At 38.5% G+C, this 17,191-nt stretch carries 14 protein-coding genes; 3 read left to right on the forward strand and 11 right to left on the reverse strand.

The window, feature by feature from the left end:
* Positions 1–180: 180 nt before the first annotated feature.
* On the forward strand, positions 181–1,353 hold the full coding sequence (locus ACNS8M_RS06190; protein WP_419225289.1) for an MFS transporter: 1,173 nt from the start codon (positions 181–183) through the stop codon (positions 1,351–1,353).
* A 94-nt stretch (positions 1,354–1,447) separates the two neighbouring features.
* Here ACNS8M_RS06190 and ACNS8M_RS06195 read toward each other — a convergent pair whose 3' ends face one another.
* Positions 1,448–2,938 (reverse strand): amidase, encoded by a 1,491-nt coding sequence (locus ACNS8M_RS06195; protein WP_419225290.1) that lies wholly within the window; start codon positions 2,936–2,938, stop codon positions 1,448–1,450.
* A 51-nt stretch (positions 2,939–2,989) separates the two neighbouring features.
* Positions 2,990–4,408: a GGDEF domain-containing protein gene (locus ACNS8M_RS06200; RefSeq protein ID WP_168419498.1), complete on the reverse strand. Its 1,419-nt coding sequence runs from the start codon at positions 4,406–4,408 to the stop codon at positions 2,990–2,992.
* 247 nt (positions 4,409–4,655) lie between these two features.
* On the opposite strand from ACNS8M_RS06200, the gene ACNS8M_RS06205 reads away from it, so the two are divergent.
* Positions 4,656–5,153: a hypothetical protein gene (locus ACNS8M_RS06205; protein ID WP_168461151.1), complete on the forward strand. Its 498-nt coding sequence runs from the start codon at positions 4,656–4,658 to the stop codon at positions 5,151–5,153.
* 222 nt (positions 5,154–5,375) lie between these two features.
* On the opposite strand, the gene ACNS8M_RS06210 is transcribed toward ACNS8M_RS06205, so the two are convergent.
* The 9 genes from ACNS8M_RS06210 to plsB form a co-directional block, all read right to left on the reverse strand.
* Positions 5,376–6,197, reverse strand: a complete 822-nt coding sequence (locus ACNS8M_RS06210) for a hypothetical protein (protein WP_419225291.1) — start codon at positions 6,195–6,197, stop codon at positions 5,376–5,378.
* Positions 6,194–6,469: a hypothetical protein gene (locus tag ACNS8M_RS06215; RefSeq protein WP_419225292.1), complete on the reverse strand. Its 276-nt coding sequence runs from the start codon at positions 6,467–6,469 to the stop codon at positions 6,194–6,196. The genes ACNS8M_RS06210 and ACNS8M_RS06215 overlap by 4 nt, the downstream gene beginning before the upstream one ends.
* Before the next feature lie 378 nt (positions 6,470–6,847).
* Entirely contained in the window at positions 6,848–8,086 is a 1,239-nt protein-coding gene (locus ACNS8M_RS06220) for a mechanosensitive ion channel family protein (protein WP_168461145.1), read from the reverse strand.
* A gap of 241 nt (positions 8,087–8,327) precedes the next feature.
* On the reverse strand, positions 8,328–8,861 hold the full coding sequence (locus tag ACNS8M_RS06225; RefSeq protein ID WP_168461144.1) for a DUF2058 domain-containing protein: 534 nt from the start codon (positions 8,859–8,861) through the stop codon (positions 8,328–8,330).
* 15 nt (positions 8,862–8,876) lie between these two features.
* Positions 8,877–9,551 (reverse strand): YoaK family protein, encoded by a 675-nt coding sequence (locus ACNS8M_RS06230; RefSeq protein WP_168461142.1) that lies wholly within the window; start codon positions 9,549–9,551, stop codon positions 8,877–8,879.
* Between the two features lie 37 nt (positions 9,552–9,588).
* A complete protein-coding gene (gene sstT / locus ACNS8M_RS06235) occupies positions 9,589–10,785 on the reverse strand; it encodes a serine/threonine transporter SstT (RefSeq protein WP_168418262.1) in 1,197 nt (398 codons plus the stop codon).
* A gap of 175 nt (positions 10,786–10,960) precedes the next feature.
* Positions 10,961–12,703, reverse strand: a complete 1,743-nt coding sequence (locus tag ACNS8M_RS06240) for a SulP family inorganic anion transporter (RefSeq protein WP_168418263.1) — start codon at positions 12,701–12,703, stop codon at positions 10,961–10,963.
* A gap of 132 nt (positions 12,704–12,835) precedes the next feature.
* Positions 12,836–13,144, reverse strand: coding sequence for an ArsR/SmtB family transcription factor (locus tag ACNS8M_RS06245; protein WP_168418264.1), 309 nt, complete (start codon positions 13,142–13,144; stop codon positions 12,836–12,838).
* A 191-nt stretch (positions 13,145–13,335) separates the two neighbouring features.
* Positions 13,336–15,846, reverse strand: coding sequence for a glycerol-3-phosphate 1-O-acyltransferase PlsB (gene plsB, locus ACNS8M_RS06250; RefSeq protein ID WP_168461137.1), 2,511 nt, complete (start codon positions 15,844–15,846; stop codon positions 13,336–13,338).
* Between the two features lie 299 nt (positions 15,847–16,145).
* Between plsB and cysK the strand changes: the two genes are divergently transcribed.
* On the forward strand, positions 16,146–17,144 hold the full coding sequence (cysK, locus tag ACNS8M_RS06255; protein ID WP_286429264.1) for a cysteine synthase A: 999 nt from the start codon (positions 16,146–16,148) through the stop codon (positions 17,142–17,144).
* Positions 17,145–17,191: the final 47 nt, after the last annotated feature.

The raw sequence follows: 17,191 nt of genomic DNA on the forward strand, positions 1-17,191 counted from the left end.
TTTAATGTACTGATCTTTCTAAATATTCATACGACAGTGCTAAAATATGTCTAGCTTTAAAGCTATAGTGATAGATAAATTTTAGTCATTATAGGCAGGTTTTTAATATTTGAATCATTTTAGATCAGGTTAGACAATGTACTTAATCATGTGTTTGAAAAATCAAGGAAAAATAATTTAATGAACGCCTTGAATATATCGACACGCTTAGGTGGATTCTACTTTTTCTACTATGCAATCGTTGGCACCTTTCTTCCGTTTTGGAGTTTATATTTAGAAGATCAAGGCTTTAACTATCAGGAAATTGGTGTTCTATCTTCAATTGCTATTTTAACTCGCTTTTTTGCGCCTTTTATTTGGGGATGGATTGCCGATAAATCTGGCAAGCGTATGTTATTGGTACGCATTGCTACATGGATGGAAGCCTTTATATGGCTGCTGATTTTTATAGTTCCGAATAGCTTTCAGTCGATTGCTTTACTCATGCTCATTTTTAGTTTTTTTCAGAATGCTATTTTGGCGCAGTTTGAAGGCGTGACTTTATTTTGGCTAGGGGATAAACGTGCTGAATTATATGGAAAAGTACGTAAATGGGGCTCGGTTGGTTTTATTGTTGGGGTGTTTGGTATTGGTGCAATTTTAGAAATTATCCCAATTTCTATGCTGCCAATGCTATTACTCAGCATTTCACTTTTGGCATTTCTATGGTCATTTAGTATTCGGGAACCCAGCGCTGCACCTACATCACAAAAGCAACTTGAACCATTAATGCCTATTTTGAAGCGCCCGGTGGTGTATTCCTTTTTTATGATTGAGCTGGTTTTACTGTTTTCTCATGCACCATTTTATAGTTTTTACAGTAATTTTTTACATCAAGCGGGTTTTTCAACTACGCAGATTGGATTGTTGTGGTCGGTTGGTGTAATTGCAGAAATTATAATGTTCGCTTACGCCACATGGTTTTTACAGCGGTGGTCTTGGCGTGTTTTAGTCGCTTTTTGTTTAGTGGTTACAGCACTACGCTGGGTGATGGTTGGCTTATTTCCTAGTACTTTCATAGCACAGTTTTTCGCACAAAGCATTCATGCCTTTAGTTTTGGACTATTTCATATTATTGCGATGCGGGTAATTTTTCAGAATTTTTCTGCAGGGCAACAAGGTCGAGGACAAGCTCTATATAGCACGATGTGGGGCTTAGGTGTTGCATTGGGCAGTATTTTAGCAGGCCATTACTGGGATTTACTTTCTGGCGAGATGATTTTCATTATTGCAGGGTTATCAACGCTTATTGGATTGGTTTTTATTTGGGGCTTACCTAAACAGGTAGAATCTACAGAAGTGCAAAAATCTTGATTTATACTATTTTTAAATTAAAAGCACGCAACTGAATTTTGCAGTTGCGTGCTTTTGCTGCTAAATCGCCCTATATGAATAGGGCGTAGATTTCTTAAATGCGAATTTTTGCGTATTGACCCCACCAAGGCTGTGCATATTCAAGTTGTGCCGCCAATTGTAATAAAACATCTTCTCCTGCAAAGGGCGCAATAAACTGCGAACCTAAAGGCAAGTTATCTTTATTCCAATACAAAGGCACTGACATGGCAGGCAGTCCTGTAATATTGGCAAGTTGGGTAAATGGTACCCATTTTAGGTTCTCTTTAACAATGTGGTCTACCAACTTGCCTTGAGCCAGCCAATGAGCTTTACCCGCATGCAATAAGGTTTTTAAAATTGGTTTTTGCCATGCAGGCGTTTTGACCTCACCATTTTTAGGTGCAACAGATGCCGTGGCTGGAATTAAATACAGATCGTATTTCTCAAAAAAGTGATTCATTTGTGTGACATACACACCCCAGTTATTTAAATTACGAATGTAATCTACAGAAGATGTTTTTGCACCAAAGGCTGCCAAAGCCAAAGAATCTAGCTCAAAGTTATCTGATTTTTCAGGTAAACGTGTTTGAATTTCTGCAATTAAATAAGCAAACTGGCTAAACCATGTGGTAATAAAATCTTTAGCCAACTGCATTCCATCAATCGCAGGGCGGTCTTCAACCACTTCATGCCCTAAAGCCTGTAACAGTTTCACAGTTTGCTGAATGGCTTGAACTGCATCTTGTGAAACTGGCGTACCAATAGGTGATTGCGTGCAATAGGCAATGCGCAGTTTTTTAGGCGGCTTTTGAATCGCGTCTAAATAAAGACCTTTTGGTGCTTCAATTTTAAATAAAGAGTTGTAGTCTGGCCCATGAGTTGCATCAAGCATTGCAGCACTGTCTCGCACACTTTTGCTTAAAATATGCTGCATGGCTGCACCATGCATGGCCTCACTGGTATGAGGTCCCCACGGGGTGCGACCACGACTTGGCTTTAAGCCAAACAAACCACAGTATGAGGCTGGAATACGAATAGAGCCGCCACCATCACTGGCACCTGCAATTGGAACAATTCCTGCTACTACTGCCGAAGCTGAACCACCCGAAGAACCGCCACTATTATGTTTTAAATTCCATGGATTTTTACATGCCCCCCAAGCATCGGGTTCAGTTATTCCTTTAATGCCAAACTCAGGTGTGTTGGTACGACCAAAAGTGACAATACCACTATTTTCCCAACGATTCACAATTTCAGCATTTTCTTCTGCAAGATGGCCTGCACGTTTTAAGCCCTGACAGCCAAAAGAGATTGGATAACCTTTGTATTGTTGAAATAAATCTTTAACTAAAAAAGGTACACCTGCAAATGGGCCAGTCAGCTTTGCTTGGGTGCGCTGCCGTGCATGATCATGCATGGGGATGATAATGGCATTTAATTTTGGATTGGTTTGTTCGGCTCGGTCTAAGGCAATTTCTAGTAATTCTGATGCCTGAATTTCTTTTTTGGCCACCAATTTGGCTAATCCCAAAGCATCATATTGAAGATATTCTGCAAGTTTCATTTCAATCCTGAAAATTGTTATTGTCAAAATGATGTTGTATGCGATTTTGCTTTAAGATGCAAGAATGACCTGATTACGACCACGAGTTTTGGCTTGATAAAGAGCTTGATCGGCCTGATTAACAAGCTCTTGTAATGCCAATGTTGTGGGTAGGTTGCTGTGTGAAACCCCAATACTGACAGTAAGTGTAATCGGTTCACGCTGTGCTAATTTGAGTGGTGTTTCCGCTATACTACGACGGATTCTTTCTGCAATTTTTTCTGTTTCACTTAAGCTATTATTCTTAAGTAAGATAATAAATTCTTCACCACCGACGCGGCTAAATAAATCCGTTTCACGTAAGTTGCTTTTTACCAAAGCGACCAAATGTTGTAAGGCACGATCACCCACATAATGCCCATATTGATCATTCATTTGTTTAAAATGGTCAATATCCAACATGATTAATGAAATTGCACGATTTTTTCTGTCTTTTAAGGCAATTTCACTGAACTCGACAAAACTACGACGGTTGAGTGTTTCAGTTAGACTGTCGTGATTGGCGAGATATAAAACTTCTTGATAGAGCTGTCTGCGGTTTTGACTGATCACACATAAAAGTAAAGTTGCCAACGCTAAAATGATAAGCCCGACACGTATTGAAATAATCGTGGTTAAATAACTCGAATTTACTTCATCTAAAAACATGCCTGTAACACTATGGTAAAGCGTTAATGCCACCAAACTGTTAATTACAGATAAGTTAAATAAGCGATAGGTCGATGCCGCCCAAATTAAAGCTGCAAGCGGGTAGAGCAATGCACCTGGCCCATAAAAAATGTGTGTGCAGACAATAGAAAGTAATAGCGCCAAAAATGGCAAAGTGTCATAGACACGGATTTGCTTTAAATTTTGTAAATGTGTCGCGTGTTTAATTTTTTGCCAACTGGGTGCAGCCAAAATTAACGGCAGAATAATAACGGCATTGAGTACTTCACCCGACCACCAAGTAAAAAAATCAATCCAGCGATTTTCTACCAGCATAAAACTGTGCGGAAGATGCGGAATAACCGTGATTGCAGTGAGTGCGCCAAAGAAGCATCCACAAGTCACGCCAATAATATGTGGGTACAGTAAAGACACATTTTGGTGATTTATTGACAGCTTAGAACGTGCATAATCAAATAAAAACAAGCCACTCAATACAGCAATAAGATTAGAGAAAGTCAGTGCAAGGCTAATTAGTATGGAATTGCCGGTGACTAAATCTGCTACCATATAACCCGTAAATACGCCCAGTAAGCCTGCGGCATTTTTAAGGTTTGGAAAACGAATGAACAAGCCCAATAACAGCGCATTGGTTGGCCAAAAAAATGCAAAATAACTTAAGGGACGAGTAATAATACCCAGCAAACAGGCAAGAAAAACCAAAACCGCGAGCAGCACAAAGGCAAAAATCTGCCTTTGGAATGTAGATGGCGTTTGCGTCATGCTTAGGTCTTGCAAGGGATTACTCTCTGTATTGCAATTTGTTGATTAATGAACAAAAAAGCTTAATTTAGACAACATTTGAAACAAAAATGTGATCATAGCAAATAATCATGACCTATAAAGTTAAATAAATGTAAACTGCGTCACACTTTGGTGAAATAAAAATTGTTGAGTTATGTTTATAGATTCTGAATCAATTTAAAAGTATGCTAATTTGAGCAAATGGTTTATATCTATCAATAAATGTATGAAAAAAATATATCTAATGACAGCGTTTGTTTTATGTTCAACATTCGCAATTGCCAATGAAAATACATCAACTATTGATGCTACAAAATTAGCAACGGTTCAAACGGCACAGTCAGTACAGAATACAAATAAATTTCGCGTTGTAACACGTCCAGAAATTGTAGGACTGTGGGGTATGCAAATTCCCAATAATCGTAAATGCATTGAATATTATAATTTCAAAAGTAATAACGATGTGATCATCAAAAGTGGTCAGGAATGGTCTGCTGGGGTGTATGACTATCAACCATCTCAAGATCCTGCCAACCTGTTACCTGCCTTAATTTTACAAATTAAATATGACAATAACGAGGTCGATTGTTCAGGGCATCAGGAAGATCAAACCGGTGATATTTCACAGTATTTTGTGAAATGGAAAAATGCACATACCATTAATTTTTGTAGTAATGAAAAAGCAGAACAATGTTTTGCAACTTTGTATCGAGTTTTGCCTTAAACCAAGTGTAAAACCATTTAACTTGAGGATGTATTGAATAAAGGCGATTCATCCTCGTAAACGTGCATACAGTTAAATAACCTTTTAAAAATCAATCTAAAATTTATTGAATAACAAATTAAAAGCTCAATAATAAATTAGATGAGCACTTAAAAGACATCCTTCAAGTTTCTTAAATTGATAAGCGACTTGAAGGATGCTGCTTAGAAATCTGTACTAAAATTATTGTAAGAGAGTACTGACGTCTTTATTGTTTTCGCGTTTTTCCATGCCAAGTGCAAAAGTTGCGCTTGGATCAATCACAAATACACCAGCAGTGCGGTAGACAGCATTATCGCCCAGTGAAAATTCAGCTGAATTTTCGGTGTAGCCATAACCAAAGGCATTGCTCTTGCCAATTGGGCTATATAAACCATGTTTGATGGTTGAGGCATTAAACATACTGCTAAATTTTTTGGTGCTCATATAGGTATCTTTATATGAAGCGACATCAAAGGTATTAATCTGTTCTTGCATAGATTGATCTAAATTAAATGCAATACCTGAAAATGCACGCGCTTTGCTAAATCCTGTTAATGGGTTGTAGCTTGTTTGATCTACAACTCGTGTGCCAGCCATGAGCACATCTTGACTGAGCGAAGTAAACCATTGCCCGTGCTCTGAAAAGGCAATTTGAAGTTTGCTAAAAGATATTTCATCTTTGAGCGGATTCCCCTCAATTGAAAACTCGAAAATACGGCGGTTTTCATCAAGCATTTCAAATGAAGTCGGTATATCAATACGGCTTTCAGCAATACGATTGCTGGTCATTAATGAAGATTGTGGCTGCTGAATAGCGTACAGATCAAGCGTATTTTCATCTAATAGACGATATTTCAGGTTTTCAATGTGCATTGAGCCATTGCTTTGCGGCACAATATTGAATTGAATTTGAGCTGTTTTAAGCGCTGTTGCATCTTTATAACAACTGCCATTACATATTATAAGGCTGGCAATATACGTTTTAGCTTGTTCTGATGAAGTTAAAAAGTCTTGATAAGTCAACTTTCTTTCAGCACCACCAAAAGTGAACACAGCATCTTAAACTCAGGGTATTTGAGTTCTGATTCTGGTGTTACTGCAAGTTTAGCCTGAGCCAACATGTCTAAAGCTTGTGTAGTGGGCCTTGGTGCAGGATTGCTCACTGCTGTATCTATTGGCGCTATGGTTGTTGGCGCACCACTAGCTGCAGGTGCAGATGATGTAGATGAACCGCCACCGCCACATGCGGTGAGAAAAACCAAGGAGAATAAACTAAAAGGTAAAATATATTTCATAAGAAAAGAATCTATTCAGGAATAGATTAAGCAATCGTTAGTATAGGGAGGCGCATTATACAAATGGAAAAAAACAGATTAAAACCCCGTAAAATGCTCAGGTTTTCTTGTAAATGCTTATAATACATGAACTTTCATATTTACTAGATAGATACATAAAGCCTAAGTCCTTCAGAAAGAAAAAATTATTTTGTGCATATTTCATATATACAAATGTATTTCAATATATAAAAATATTTTATCGTTCGATCAAAAATGGAACGAATGTTTGAGCCATGTGAGTGTTTGTCACGACAAAATCCAACATGGCTCAAGAACAGCTAGCTTGTTTATGCCTCGTCAATTTCTACAGGATTTAAGCTTTTTGTTGGCATGGCTTTAAAGGGGGGCACCAATTTGCTTTAAATCTGCACCCGATGGTGCTTGATACACTTTTAAGCCAAATTCAGGAATAATAGCCAAGAGGTGATCAAAAATATCTGACTGAATATTTTCATATTCTTTCCAAGCTGTAGTCTTGGTAAAGGCGTAAATTTCCAGAGGTAAGCCTTCGCTCGTGGGTTGTAATTGGCGAATGATTAATGACTGCGCCTGATTAATTCCAGGATGTTGTTTCAGGTAAAATTCAACATAGGCGCGAAATGTCCCTAAATTGGTTAAACGGCGTTGGTTGTATTGTGACTGATTCGCCAACTGCTGATTAAACTGCTCAATCTCTTCATTTTTGCTATGCAAATATTGATCTAATAACAAAAATTCTTTGAGTTTGCTTTGTTCATCTGCCGTCATAAAGTGCACAGAACTCTGATCCAGTAAAATGGCACGTTTAATGCGTCTAGCGCCAGCTTCTTGCATACCACGCCAGTTTTTAAAGGTATCAGTAATCAGTTTATTGGTTGGAATGGTGGTCAGGGTTTTATCCCAGTTTTGTACCGTAACGGTGTGTAATGACATATCAATGACATCGCCATCGGCATTTAAAGAGGGCATTTCAATCCAGTCGCCAATGCGTACCATGTCATAAGAAGAAATTTGTACCGAAGCAACCAAAGACAAGATTGTATTTTGGAAGACCAACATCAATACCGCAGCCATTGCACCAAAACCTGCAAGCAAGGTAAACACATCTTTTTTCAGGAAAGTACCTAAAATCATCAAGGCACAGACCACATAAATAATGAGTTTGACCAGTTGCAAATAGCCTTTGATTGGCTTGTTGCGTGATTTAGGGTTGCGCTGATAGAACAAATTGAAAATATTTAAAAATTCAGAAATGGCCAAGGCAATAGTCAGGAAGATAAATGCCTGTGCGCCCATTTGTATTAGGGTTTCGACTTTGTCAGATAAATGCGGCACGGTAGTAATGCCATTCATAATGATCAAAGCAGGCACAATGTTGGCAATACGGCGAATTACACTGTGTTGCGAGATAATTTCGCTATTGGCAAAGGTCATTTTAGAAATGAGTTTACGGATACCACGTACCGCAATTTGCTTGGCAATAAAGTTGGCCAAAATTGCCAATAGAATGACCAGACTGAGTGAGGTCAGCATCTCTAACCATGGGTATTGGTTATACCATTCCTGAATATTTTGAAATATGCGAAACTCTTGCAAAAGATCCTCTCTTTAAAGGGTTGAAGACTGCTACATTCAATTTGAACGATGATTCGCATTGCTGTGTAGAGTAAAACCCTCATGCTAAATCTATAAATTGTTAGATAGTGTATAGGCTGAAGTTTAAAAAATTAAGGCTGAGTAACTTTTTGCTACATTTCAATTATTTGTTTTTATTCAAAGTTTAATTTCATAAAAAAGCCAGTAAATATACTGGCTTTTAAATCGTAAATGCTCAGATTTACCACATTAAATCATCAGGAATCACATAAGCTGCGTATGGATCATCTTCATCGGTGGTTGCTTCATTTTTTTCGGAATTATTGACGATGATGAAACCCTGCATTTTACTGTTAATACGATCTGCCAGCGCTTTAGGTAAGAAAGCATAGTTGTCTTGTTCTTTGGCAACCACCAAACTACCTGCAACAAGGGCATTATAAATTTGTTGGTTGATATATACCTTTTTAATTTTGCTATCTAAAAATTGATAAGCAACTTCGCCATCTGTATCGCGAATTTTATGTTGGCTGATCATTTGCATAATGGCTGCTTTCAGTTCTTTTTCCTGCAAAGCCGCTTTCTTTTCTTGCTCAATAGCTTGATCTTTCGCTAACTTTTCCTGCTGTGCCTGTGCAATTTTAGCTTTTACTTCAGCATCTTTACTTTCGCCTGTGCGTTGTTCGTGTACGGCTTGTTTAGACAGTTTTTTTGCCTTTTTATTATCGACTAAACCTGCTTTCAGCAATTGTGCCTGTAGTGCGTTTTTAACCATGATAATTTCCAAAACTTAATGTTGAATATGTCGATAGCGAAAATAAATGATCCAGTACACCAAACTCAGGCTAAGGCTGAGTCCTGCAGGTACTAGAAAAGAATTGAGTTTAAATGATGGGTAAATGGCTGCAGCAAGCAAACCACCTACAAAGAAACCCAGTAAAATTAGCAAGTGTAAAACAATACGTCGTTTTTCAACGGCTAAACCACGTACACGGTAGCCGAGCGCCAAGCCTAAATCGGTCAGTACTCCAGATAAATGTGTCGTGCGAATGATGGTGCCTTTATAATAGCTAATCATGGCATTTTGTATGCCCATCGCCACCGAAGCCCAAAGCAGTGCATAACGTGGGAAATAGGGTAACAGTGCCCAGCAAATTAAAATAAAAAATGCCACTAAACTCATAGGCAGGCCATAGCGACGGCCTAGGCGGAAATGGCTATTGCCTAAAATTACCCCACTATAAAATGAACCAATCACATAACATAGAATAACCAGAAACAAAAAAATCATTTGATCAGGCTTCCAGTCAATCATCGCCATGGCCAAAATACTGACATTTCCAGTCATGTGTGAGACGGACTGATGCAACACGGTCACCAGTCCGAGCACGTTAATAATTCCAGCATTCACTGCCAGAAAAAATGCACCGAGTTGCACCCAAAGAGGTAAAGTTTGAAAAGGCATAATTGAAGATTGAATGAGTTTTCTAACTCATTGTATCTTAACTCAAACCACGGTCAACCGCAGTAGTAAATAACACATCGGTAGAGGAGTTTAATGCAGTTTCTGTAGAATCTTGCAATACGCTAATCACCATGCCAATTGCGACAACTTGCATTGCAATATCTGACGAAATTCCAAATAAACCACAGGCCACTGGAATGAGCAGTAATGAACCACCTGCAACCCCTGATGCGCCACATGCAGACACTGTTGCAACGACAGATAAGATTAGCATGGTACTAAAATCGACTGAAATGCCTAAAGTATTCACTGCAGCTAAGGTCAGCACGGTGATGGTAACCGAAGCCCCCGCCATGTTAATTGCTGCACCTAACGGAATTGCAACGCTTGCAGTCGATTCTTGCACGCCCAAACGCTTTGCCAAATCTAAATTCACAGGAATGTTTGCTGCCGAACTGCGTGTGAAAAATGCAGTAATGCCGCTTTCTCTTAAACATTGCAATACCAAGGGATATGGATTAGCCCGAGTTACAAAAGCTACCATAATTGGATTAATCACCAATACGACAAAGAACATCGTGCCGAGCAGTACAGCCAGTAATTGGGCATAGCTTGCAAGTGTACTTAATCCGGCATCGGCAAATGTAACAGCAACCAAGCCAAAAATACCGAAAGGGGCAAAGTTAATTACCAAGCGAATCACACGGTTTACTGCATTGGCAGCATCGGTTAAAAATGCTTTGGTGGTTTCTGTGGCGTGTCTAAAAGCAATGCCTAAAGCGACAGCCCAAGCCAAAATACCAATGAAGTTTGCCTCAGCAATTGCCACGACAGGGTTTGCCACAAAGCTAAGTAATAAGTTTTTCAAAATTTCTGCAAGACTACCAGGAGGAGTGAGGTCAGCTTGAGTGGCTACATCTAAAAATAAAGTGCTTGGAAATAAAACACTGGCAATTACTGCGCTGAGTGCGGCTAAAAACATGCCAATCGCATACATCAACATAATTGGTTTAATGTAGGCATTGCTGCTACCAATTTTAAAATTGGCAATAGATGCCATGACCAAAATAAACACTAAAATTGGTGCAACAGATTTAAGGGCTTTAATAAATAAGTCCCCTAACAGGCTTAAATAAGCGGCAGATTCAGGAAATACAATTGCAACGGCCACACCCAGCACAATTGCAATCATAATTCGGGAGACTAAGCTCAAACGCAGAAAAGCTGAAAACATAAGAACGCAAAGTAAAAGAAAAACGGCTATTTTATACTGAAACAATCACTCGCTTAAAAATAATTTTGATATAAAAATTAAGTACCTATTTTTGAAAATGATATTTAAGAAACCATATTTTTTAACAGATGTTAAAGTTCATCTGGTAGTTAAATAAGTCTCAAAATTTGGCTTATCAACTTGATGATACGCTTTGTGTCAGCTCAGGTGCTAATTCCTGCATAGCCAAATAATGCGATAAATAAACTTTGCCACTGAGCTGTTGTAATAGTTTGGAATGCTGTAACTTGTCCATTACAGGGCCTTTGATTTCTGAAAAATGCAGACAGATATTTAATTTTTTCAGTTCTGCATTTAAATCTTCAAGCATCTCTAAAGCACTTAAATCAATGCTACTGATACTCGAGCAGTTGACGACCACATGCTTGAGTTGCGGGTTTTGACTGACTTGATTAATAAAAAAGCCTTTTAAGGTATTGGCGTTTAAAAAAGTCAGGTTTTCATCAATGCGCATAGACAATACATGCGCAGCAGTGCGGACTTGATGGCGCTGAATATTGCGAAAATGTTGTGTTCCTTCAAGTAAACCAATTTCTGCAATATGCGGACGGCTAATTCGCCACAACATTAAAATAAAAGTAGAGACTATCCCAATAATTAGGCCTGTAGAAATATCAATGAGTACGACGCCAAAGAAGGTGACCCACATAGCCAAACCATCTGCTTTTGAATAACGCCAGCTTTCACGGAAAGACTTAAACTCAACTAATTTCCAAATGGAAACCATAATGGTCGCTGCAAGGACTGCAAGCGGTAAATCACGAAAGAAACCTGTGAAGTACAAGCTTACAATTACAATCACGATGGAAGTAAATACGCCAGCCATTGGCGTTTTTGCGCCGGCATCTGCATTGACAACGGTACGTGACAAACTACCTGTAACCGGGAACGATGAACTAACACCCGCACCAAAATTAGCTAAACCTAAGGCAATTAACTCCTGATTGCTGTTTAAATGACTACGTTGTTGTAAGGCTGTGGCTTGTGCAATAGACAGCGACTCTACAAAGCTAATCATGGCAATCATGGCTGCGCCTGGCAGTAGCTGCATGATCAGATTTAGATTCCACTCAGGCAGTTGAATGGGTGGAAATCCTGAAGGAATTTCCCCAACTGTTTTAATGCCGACCTGTTGCAGATTAAAGGAAAATACCAAAACAATAGAGCCGATAACCAATACCAAAGGCAAGGCTTTTAAAATAAAGCCGCTACCCCGAATGCGTTCACGAATGGCATTGCTGTTGATGATTTTAGGGGCATAAATAAGAAATAAAATTGCTGCAATGCCTAAAATCACACTATATAAATGTGTCTGTCCGATATATTGCCAAAGGCTATATAAAAACTGGGGTAAATTACTGGCTTGTAGTGGAATATTTAATACGAATTTCAGCTGACCAATTGCAATCATAAGGGCAGAAGCAATAATGAAGCTTTTAATCACGGGGTGGCTGATCAGCTGAATTAAAAAACCAAAGCGTAAGACCCCAAGTAACAGAGAGATTAAACCCACCATAACGGCCAATAAACAAGCAGCTTGAATATATTCGGCTGAACCAACTTCAAATAATGGGTTTAAAGTGGCAAAGGTCATCATTGAAATAATGGCGACTGGGCCAATGGAGAGGGTTGGACTACCACCGACTAAGGCATACATCAGCATAGGGATTACACTGGCATATAGTCCCATGACTGGTGGTAAACCTGCCAGCATGGCATAAGCCATACCTTGTGGCACAAGCATCGCAATAACAATAAATGCAGACAGCAAGTCAGATTTCAATGTGTCTGCATTATATTTACGCAACCAGCGCCAAGCAGGCAGTACACGAGCCAAACGTGAATTGAAATCTGACATATTAAAATCTAAATCATAAATTTAGATATATTATGAACAAAAAATGCAAAGAAGTCTTTGTATTCAAATGAAGGAAAAGGTGCTTTTAGATAAATAAATTTGAGAAATATATTTTCAAGTAGGAATTACAAGTTATCGCGGGCAATACAGGGCATACAGTGTGTTGAGCACTGTGACCATTTTTTCATCTTTAATGGAATAAAAAATTTGTTTGCCTTCTCGGCGTGTATTTACCACATCACTTTTACGTAGCATCATCAACTGTTGTGAAAGTGTAGGTTGATGAATTTGAGTAATTTCTTCAATTTGAGACACATTTAACTCTTGTTGAGATAAATGGCACAGAATTAAAAGACGGTCGCTATTTGCTAAGGATTTTAAAATTCCAACAACGGTATCCGCAGATTCACGCATTGAGGTGATTTCAAGACCATCGTTCATTGCATTTTTCTCTTAATTGGCTGTAAACCCAATGCGGACATTAGGCGGGAGTGGAAGAAAATTATATAACATTCATTATAACTTATTTTATGAGAACAAATATCATTTGAGATAAAATATCAGCCACCATAAATAAGGGGCTGACATTTTAATCAAAATAAAAGTAAAAAACTTGAGCAGTTACAATAAACTTACTTTTTCAATTGTTCAAAGCTCTTTAATTCTTTTTCGGTAAATTCGCTAGATGCTTCAAGAAGCTGATGCACAGCAGGGTTATACCATGAGAAATAATCTGCCATTTTGGAACCAAAACTCGGATCGAGCGTGATTTGTGTAGCCGTTTGCTGGAGCAGCGCTTGTTGATCCAAACTGCCAATAAAGCTTCTTAATGTCGCATTGTCAAAATAATAGCCCGATTTAAATTGTTGTGTATGTGCTGCACGCTGTAACACAGTTTTAGCCATTTTCTCTAACACTTTCAGGTTTAAAGGTAAATGTGGACTATAACGCTGTAATAAACTTTGAATGAGCACAAAATTATTCAAACTTGGTTTTGCTAGTTCTGCCAAAGCTAAAAGCGCTTGCTGTTTTTCAGGTGATTCAGATGGCATAATCTGTTCATCTAGCATTTGAATCCAATCTTGCTGATTAAAATAAGCCAGAATTTTTTCAACTTCCTGAGTTAATTCTTGTTGTGTCCACGCCAAGAAAAACTCTTGATTTAAATAAGGATAAAGATGCTGCATTTTTTGCATTAAATCTGCAGCAGTCAAATTATGTTTTTGTTCTGCCATTTGCTCAATAATTAATGCCACACATGCAGGCACAATAAAGCAATGCAAAATATTATTACTAAAATAACTCAGTAAGATTTTTTGGCTTTCTGCAACCCGAATTTGCTCTACGCCATCTTGGTTATAGCGCTCAACTTGTTTAAGCTTTAAAGCATATTCAATAATTTCTTGTGAATTAAGATGAGTAATAATCATGCGTGGGTCATAGCATAATTGTTTGAGTAATTGACGGTATGACTCGATACGATGCAGTAAGGCTTGCTCAGTGAGCGCATGTTGATCTGCATTGAGTAAAATGAGAGAAATTAGTGCAATTGGATTAATCACCACCGCTTTATTAATATTTTCTAAAATGGCATGTGCGGTATGATCTACCGTGTGAATTACGGAAGTTGGCAATTCATCATTAATATTTAATTTGAGGTCTTTTGCCTGATTTTCTGCCAGTACATCATCTAAAAATACAGGTTCACCAAAGTTCACATAAACTTGCCCAAAGACTTTTTCAATTTTACGGGCAGAATTTAAAATACCCCATAAAGATTCAGCTTCTTTGGGTTTACCATTCAGCTCATTTAAATATGATGTGCCTTCAAGCAGCTTTTCATAGCCAAAATAGGTCGGAATAAAGGCAATTGGTTTAGTCGCACCACGTAAATGACTTTGGATAGTCATCGACAACATGCCTTTTTTGGGTGGCAATAACAAACCTGTACGTGAACGTCCACCTTCAATGAAGTATTCGAGTGGGGTATTACGTGACAACAAGCTATGCAAATATTCTTTAAATACAGAAGTGTATAGTTCATTGCCGCTAAAGGTACGGCGTATAAAATATGCGCCTGCACCGCGCATCAATTGACCAACAATAGGTAAGTTTAAATTGATACCCGCTGCAATGTGCGGCACCATTAAGCCACGATTAAAAATGACATAAGACAACAACAAATAGTCTATGTGACTACGATGGCAAGGGGTATAGACAATTTCATAATCTTTGGCCAGTTCTCGTACCGTGTCAAAATTATGCACTTCAATACCGTCATAAAGTTGCGTCCATAACTTAGTTAGCGCCAGTTCTGCAAAGCGTAAGGTCGAATAAGAAAAGTCAGATACAATTTCAGTTAAATAGCTTTTGGCTCGGTTTTCAGCCTCAAACATACTTACTTTTTGTTCGATACTTTCTTTACGAATGGCTTGTTGTACCGCTGCACTTTTCATTAAAGCATTAATTAAATTACGGCGGTCAGACAAGTCGGGGCCCAAAATAGCGGCTTTGTGCTGATTAAAATTATGCTCAAGCCGCTGTTCAATAAAGTGTGCTGGTGATAAATGTGGTTGTTCTTGCGTCGCTTGTGCAATTAATTGGCGTAAGGAAATTGCTTTATGAAATTCAATGTAGTTATCACGTGAATACAGTGAAATATTAATGGTTTGTTTAAGTGTGTTGGGCGTAGACCACGCATCGGCAAATAGGGCTTTCAGCCAAGAATCTTCATATTCGGGTGAACGTCCCCAAAGCACGGTGACAGGTACGAACATCACATCTTGTTCAGGATGTTGCTGTAGGGTTTCAATCAATCGAATTAATTTTGCAGAATAACGATAAGCATATTGCTGAGGCTTTTTCTCATTCAGTACCAAAATTGAGTTTTCTTCTTTATGCTCGGCTATTTGTAGAGGCGCATAGACAGAAGGTAAACCACGGGATTGTGCTTGTTGATCTATTAATACGGTATTGCTTAACGAAGCATCTTGTAGGACGTAACAAAACTGGGTTTGATCGGAACGCTGTGCATAGTGATGTTCTAATTCAGCGGTGGAGCCTAATACTTGTGGCGTCACAATCTTATCTAGGATTTTTTGTGTGAAATTACGATAGAAACGACTGTAACTTTTATTAGACATTGCATTCCCTACATTGGCATATATGCGGCTATTGTCAAAAAATAAATAGTGAATTTCAAACAATACTGCCGATAAAATCGGCATTTAGTCAAAGAATCATTCAGACTTGGAATTTTAACTGAAAATTTAACGACTAGACGAACTAACAAGAAACTCTGAGCACATTCTAATTCGCATTATTTTGAAAGCTAATCATTTTTTTGTATAAAACATTTTTGGCTAAACTTCACCAAAAATTTAGATAAAAATGTATGATAAATTGAATCTTATCTTGTATATAACGAATTTAGGGAATAAACATGACCACAGATGCAGCTTTTCCAACACCAGAAAATTTAGGCATTGCAGTATACAGCAACAATGCAGAAGCCATTGGTAATACACCATTGGTACGTATTAACCGTTTAATTTCAGGTGGTGCAACGGTTTTGGCGAAAGTTGAAAGCCGTAACCCAGCATTTTCAGTGAAATGTCGTATTGGTGCTGCTTTAATTGCAGATGCAGAAAAACGTGGTGTATTAAAAGCGGGGATGCACATTGTAGAGCCAACCAGCGGTAATACAGGCATTGCATTGGCTTTTGTGGCAGCAGCTAAAGGTTATGACATTACCCTGACTATGCCTGCAAGTATGAGTATTGAGCGCCGTAAAGTATTGAAAGCTTTAGGTGCAAATTTGGTACTGACAGAGCCTGCTAAAGGCATGAAAGGTGCAGTAGAAGAAGCAGAGCGTTTGGCGACTGAACAGCCTGAAACGTATTATTTACCACAGCAGTTCAATAACCCAGCCAATCCACAAATCCATGAAGAAACCACAGGCCCAGAAATTTGGACAGCAACAGGCGGTAAAGTCGATATTCTAGTGGCAGGTGTGGGTACAGGCGGGACAATTTCAGGTATTTCTCGCTATTTTGAGAAAGTGAAAGGTCAGGCATTGCATACGGTTGCAGTTGAACCAGCCGAATCTCCAATTATTGGGCAAACGAAACGTGGTGAGGCAATTACACCTGCACCTCATAAAATTCAGGGCATTGGTGCAAACTTCATTCCAAAGAACCTAGATTTAGACTTGGTTGATGAAGTCATTGCCATTGAAAGTGCTGAAGCAATTGAATGGGCACGTAAAACAGCAACGCATGAAGGCATTTTAGTGGGTATTTCAAGTGGTGCTGCTATGGCAGCAGCAGCAAAACTGGCAGCACGCCCTGAAAATGCTGGGAAAAATATTGTCGTAATTTTACCTGATAGCGGTGAGCGTTATTTATCTTCAGTTTTATTTGAAGATATTAGTGCAGAATGATGTGTCTTCAGACAGTCAGAATCCTATAAAAAAATCCCAAAGTTTTG

This window comes from Acinetobacter sp. A2, from assembly GCF_048537555.1.
Classification (GTDB): domain Bacteria; phylum Pseudomonadota; class Gammaproteobacteria; order Pseudomonadales; family Moraxellaceae; genus Acinetobacter.